General features: G+C 39.8%; 4 protein-coding genes and 2 pseudogenes. All 6 read left to right on the top strand.

Annotated features, from left to right (window positions below; translation table 11 throughout):
• Window positions 1-739, top strand: a pseudogene (locus tag I2F23_RS13495) (hypothetical protein); the annotation flags it as partial.
• A gap of 55 nt (window positions 740-794) precedes the next feature.
• Window positions 795-1,364, top strand: a complete 570-nt coding sequence (locus tag I2F23_RS13490) for a hypothetical protein (protein WP_195773088.1) — start codon at window positions 795-797, stop codon at window positions 1,362-1,364.
• The gene (locus I2F23_RS13485) at window positions 1,357-2,694 is read left to right on the top strand and encodes a hypothetical protein (RefSeq protein ID WP_195773087.1); all 1,338 of its coding nucleotides are present in this window, start codon (window positions 1,357-1,359) and stop codon (window positions 2,692-2,694) included. Before I2F23_RS13490 ends, I2F23_RS13485 begins: the two co-directional genes overlap by 8 nt.
• A gap of 1,163 nt (window positions 2,695-3,857) precedes the next feature.
• Window positions 3,858-4,202: a plasmid mobilization relaxosome protein MobC gene (gene mobC, locus I2F23_RS13480; RefSeq protein ID WP_195773086.1), complete on the top strand. Its 345-nt coding sequence runs from the start codon at window positions 3,858-3,860 to the stop codon at window positions 4,200-4,202.
• A gap of 97 nt (window positions 4,203-4,299) precedes the next feature.
• A pseudogene (locus I2F23_RS14110) lies at window positions 4,300-4,548 on the top strand (relaxase/mobilization nuclease domain-containing protein); the annotation flags it as partial.
• A 322-nt stretch (window positions 4,549-4,870) separates the two neighbouring features.
• Window positions 4,871-5,169, top strand: a 299-nt coding sequence (locus I2F23_RS14105) for an MbeB family mobilization protein (protein WP_407648034.1), incomplete at its 3' end; no start/stop codon positions are given.

The following is a 5,169-nucleotide window of genomic DNA, read 5'->3' as shown; positions in this document are numbered from 1 at the left end:
AAAAACGCTTAACAGACTTACTGAACGAAAACGAGAGAGCAATCAGCTCCGCTATCCGAGAGCAGAACAAACGCCTATTGCCGATTATGTTAAAGACTTGGAGCATAGTCGCTATAGCCATCATCACGACCCTAGCGATCGCATGGGGCATTTTGGTGTATCAGAGCCACAGAATCATCAGCAACTTGGACGAGATCGCCTCACAGGAAGCGAGAATAGCGCTATTGACCGAGAAAGGGGGCAAGATCGAGCTACAGAACTGTATCGACAGGAAGAACCGCAAACGCCTATGTATTCCAATGAACAAGGACGCAGGGACATGGGGCAACGGTCTAATGGTTCCAATGGGCTATTAGAGCAAATTAAGCAGAACCTTGACCAAGCAGACCAACATTTAAGCCACCAACAGGCACAAAACATAAGAGAGAACCTAGCGAATGACCGATTTAGAAAGGGAATTAATCAAGGCATTGGAGCAGATGAGAGCGGAACACAGAGAGGAACAAACCGCCTTGCGTCAGATGTTCGAGAGTACCAAAGAAGAGAATCAGAAACTCAAACAGGGTTTAAGCAACTTTGCACAACAGCAGAGCGAAATCGAGCAGACGAGAAAAAATCACTTGAACAAATTAACCAAGCAAGTCATCAACTTGACCGAGCAATTACAACAGCTAGAAATACAACTTTTGAAGCTCAAAAAATGAATCAATGCAGTCGAAGCTATTCAATCAAAATGTAATTTTTTGTTAAAAATCTGTTAAAATGTGAACTAAATTACATTTATGGAAATTTCCATGAAAAAACTTTTAGTTGTTTTCTTATCTTTGGGGATGCTCACCGCATGTAAAATTGATTTTGGAGGTTCTGATAACTCATCACCATCTCCAAAACCTCAAACCCCTGCACAAAAACTCCCACCACAGCAGGAGTCTTCTGCGCAAAAAATTGCAAAAATGGAAGATTCAGGTGCACTTCCTCGATTAGAAAGAGAAGATACAATACGAGGTATTGATAACGATGGTAATGGTATCCGTGATGATATTGATGCCTACATCAAGCGGACTTACCCCCAAAAACAACAAAAAGCAGTAAGTCAATTTGCCAGAGTTGCGCAAGCATCTTTATTAGTTAATATCAATGATCGTGTTGCACTGCAAGCTATATCAAATGCTGAAGCAAGAGCTGTGAGCTGTATTTATCAGAAAATTCCGAATGGAGAATCTCCTAGCCACGGAAGTGTTGTAGAAGAAATTTCTAGTGCGACTACTAATACTAAAAAACGGTTATTGGCTTCACTTGCTGTTGATAAAGCATCAGATGGAATGGTGATTCGCTTGCCTAGTGAGGATGTATGTGATGAGTAAACGAATCACTTCTTGGATCCTTTCTGTTGCTTTGTTTTTTTCTAGTTCTGTCTATGCAATTAACTTTGATAGTATTGCTCCCGAGAATAATATCTGTCAAAGAAGTAATACTATTTTTGCCTTTTTTAATGGAGTTATGACATCTAAAAAATTAGCTTTAGATAATTTAGCGAAATTACAGGTTATTAATGGAAATTCTGCACCGAATGGTGACCAGATTGAGTATGAATTGATGTATAACTACTCTAATGGTCTTGAGGATTTTGCAGAAACGTTCGAACAACGTTTTAAAGAAGAAGTATTACTTAAAGACCGTTGGGAACTTTTTTTTCAAACACTGAACGATCAGGGAAGTTGGTGGAATAATATCGTTAATGGAGTTCCTGAGCTGATCATAGATGCTGATAATTGGCGTAAAATTTCAGAAACGAAAACCATCAAAAATTTACTTTCATTAATTTCTAATCCCCCTACCCAAAAAAATTACCAAGAACATCGCTCTAAGATAGATACATGGGCATCTCAAGGTAAAAAACTTCTATTTGTTGCACATTCACAAGGAAATTTATTTGCCAATGAGGCTTATAGATACGCGACCAAAAATAATAATTTATCGACTGATTCTGTGAAGGTTGTACATATTGCTCCTGCATCACCAACGACCAATGGTCCGCATATTCTTGCCGATCAAGACCTTGTAATTAATGGTTTAAGATTGAATGGTACGGTTCCCTCGGTTACTCATCTTATTCCTATTTATAAACCTTTCGGGAATAATGCTGGTCGTGATTTCATGGGTCATGGTCTAGTCGAAACCTATCTTAACCCTGCATTTAGTATGTACAGCACGATTAAAGATGATATTACTCAAGCTCTAAATAGCTTAAAAGCACCAAATGCCAAAGGTGGTATAGGATTCTTTACAGCGACACTAACTACAGCTCTTGGTTCAGACATAGATTCCATAAGTACACATGTTTTTGAACCATCAGGAAATCATGTTTTTTATTATACTCCTCAAGGGTTATCTGGGTATTTATATAAAGTTTTTACACCATATTTTACTGGTCCAGAGGTATATGTTGCCAGTTGTGATAGGACTAGGCTTGCTACAGGTATTTATCATATTTCTCTTGGAAACTATGATGGTAATGCAACAAATAAGAGTGCCACGCTGCAAATTGCTTCAAATGCGGATGGGGTACTAGCAACTCAAACTGTAACTCTGGGCGCTGCCCAATCACGTGAATCTCCAACAACTGGTAATATTTTTAATGTAAGAGTCAGTTTTAATTCGAAAACCAACAAATATTCAGCATCGATTGAGTAATTTAAAAAATATTTTAAAAAAACCCCAATAAGTCTTGCAACTTATTGGGGTTTTAATTTAAATTCGGGGGTACAGTTATTTGATGCAGACACATCATCTAACGAATGATCGGCAGAGCTGGAAACTCGTACTGATATTCACCTTACGGCTTATGTACCGCTTTCTATTTTAAAGAAGTGCTACTGTTAATCAAGCCCTCAAGAAGAAAAAATTCGTTAAATTGATCTAAATAACCATCAAATAAGCACCGAAAAGGTCGAGCTTTGTCTACTTCTGTACGCCTTTGATTAGGAAAGACACATATAACGTGTGGTAGGAATAAGTGTCACTGGCGTTATATGGCGATAGTGAGCGCCGAGAGGCAGGAGCTAAACCGCTTACAGGGGAACTTCACATAGGCGGAGCGTTGGGAGTAGTTACAAAAGGTCTGTTAAGTTGTATGTTGGGGAAACCCTCGCAGAGATACAGCCATGTAGCGACAAGGAGCGTGTGGAGCAAGGTGCAAGACTTTGAGTCCTTGTCTGCATAGTTTGCAAGACTATGTGCGGATACGACCGATATACGTGGCTCCGAAGCCAAATATATTACGATGTTGATCGGCAATACTTAAGGGAATTGATTTTTTTTTAAAAGTCTGCCCTTAGGGTGAGTATTGCCGAAACTCTCTCAACCGTTCACCAAAGCCAAAGACGAAGTCGACGCTTTGGGGAATGTGTTGAGAAGTTGAGAGCATTGCTTTTGCTTTTATATATAAAAAGAATTATTACTTTGGGGAGTTAACAACGGTTGTGGGCAAAGACTTTGCCTGTGCATCAAACCTGTGTAAGTCAGTGTGTCAAATCTTTGATTTGTCCACGATCTTATACATAGTGTTTGTGCATAGAAAAGTAAATGCGGTCGCTTGCGATTGTCCATAATCTTGTAATGACCATTATCACCAACTAATCACAGATAGCCTTTGATCAGATGGTCACAACATTCTTGTAGCCACTTAATCAACATGCTATCGTGATTATAAGCCAGCATACACAAAGGGGACTCTATCCCTTTTGTGCTACTGGGATCAGGGGCTTCACCCCCGACACCCCCGAAAACCGTCCAAAGAGAAAAATCAAAGATTTTTTCTTTATACGGTTACCACCATTGAGAAGCAAAATTTAGTCATGACTAAGAAAGAAACTTTAAAAAGACAAAAGGAAATAAAAATACGTTTAACTGATGAAGAACATCAGAAACTTTTAGACCGCTGTACGGCAGAGAGTTTAGCAAGTTGGATACGTGAAACTTGTCTAGGTAAGAAGCCAACTAAGCAAAGCAAACTTTTAGAAGTTGACCCGAAATTGTTAAGACAGCTTTCGGGTATTGGTAATAATTTAAATCAGATTGCTAGATTGATTAATCAGCAAAGTAAATCTAATTCAGTGATTGACCGTATAGCCGTTATTACTGCTTTATCAGGTATCGAAAAAGAATTAAAGAGATTGCACAGTGATCATAAAAATACATAGTCGTGGTTCAGGTGCAGGCAAAGGACCCGTTGATTATCTCTTAGGTAAAGACAGAGATAGAGAGGACGCAAGGCTAGATCGTGGTGACCCTGAACAAATGATTCAGCTCATTGATAGCACCAATTTTTCTCAAAAATATACATCGGGTGTCTTGTCCTTTGCGGAACGTGATTTAGAAGAATGCCAAAAAGAAAAGATCATGGATAGCTTCGAGCGAACACTCATGCCCGGACTAGACAAAGATCAGTATTCAGTTCTGTGGGTGCAGCATCAGGATAAAGACCGTTTAGAGCTTAATTTTGTTGTGGCAAACGTAGAGCTTCAAAGCGGTAAACGCTTACAGCCTTACTATGACAAGGCAGACCGCCCACGTTTAAACGCATGGAAAGACCTTGTAAATGACCATTACAAGCTACATGACCCCAATGACCCACTAAATAAGCGTGAATTATGCACCCCTAACAGCCTACCCAAGAATAAACAAAAAGCATCACAGGTGATTACAGACAGCCTATTAAGCGTTGCTGAAAGTGGACGTATTCAAAATCGTGATGATGTGCTTAAAACCCTTGAGAACGCAGGTTTTGAAGTCGCTAGGACTACACCGAAAACAGTCAGTATAAAAGACCCTGATGGGGGCAAAAATATTCGCTTAAAAGGAATGATCTATGAGCAAGATTTTAGATTTGGCAAAGAGCTTCGAGCAGACATCGAAGGAGCAAGCGAAAGATACAGAGCAAGCCGTAGCGAGAGAGTTCAAGAATCACGAAAAACGCTTAACAGACTTACTGAACGAAAACGAGAGAGCAATCAGCTCCGCTATCCGAGAGCAGAACAAACGCCTATTGCCGATTATGTTAAAGACTTGGAGCATAGTCGCTATAGCCATCATCACGACCCTAGCGATCGCATGGGGCATTTTGGTGTATCAGAGCCACAGAATCATCAGCAACTTGGACGAGATCGC

Origin of the sequence: Acinetobacter pollinis (genome assembly GCF_015627175.1) — a bacterium.
GTDB lineage: Bacteria > Pseudomonadota > Gammaproteobacteria > Pseudomonadales > Moraxellaceae > Acinetobacter > Acinetobacter pollinis.
The sequence above is the reverse complement of the archived record's forward strand: the minus strand, read 5'-3'. Positions and strand labels throughout refer to the sequence as shown.

Excerpts from the sequence above, each read along its gene's own strand:
- I2F23_RS13490 (WP_195773088.1), top strand. The coding sequence starts at position 795 with ATGAAAAAACTTTTAGTTGTTTTCTTATCTTTGGGGATGCTCACCGCA.
- I2F23_RS13485 (WP_195773087.1), top strand. The coding sequence starts at position 1,357 with ATGAGTAAACGAATCACTTCTTGGATCCTTTCTGTTGCTTTGTTTTTT.
- mobC (WP_195773086.1), top strand. The coding sequence starts at position 3,858 with ATGACTAAGAAAGAAACTTTAAAAAGACAAAAGGAAATAAAAATACGT.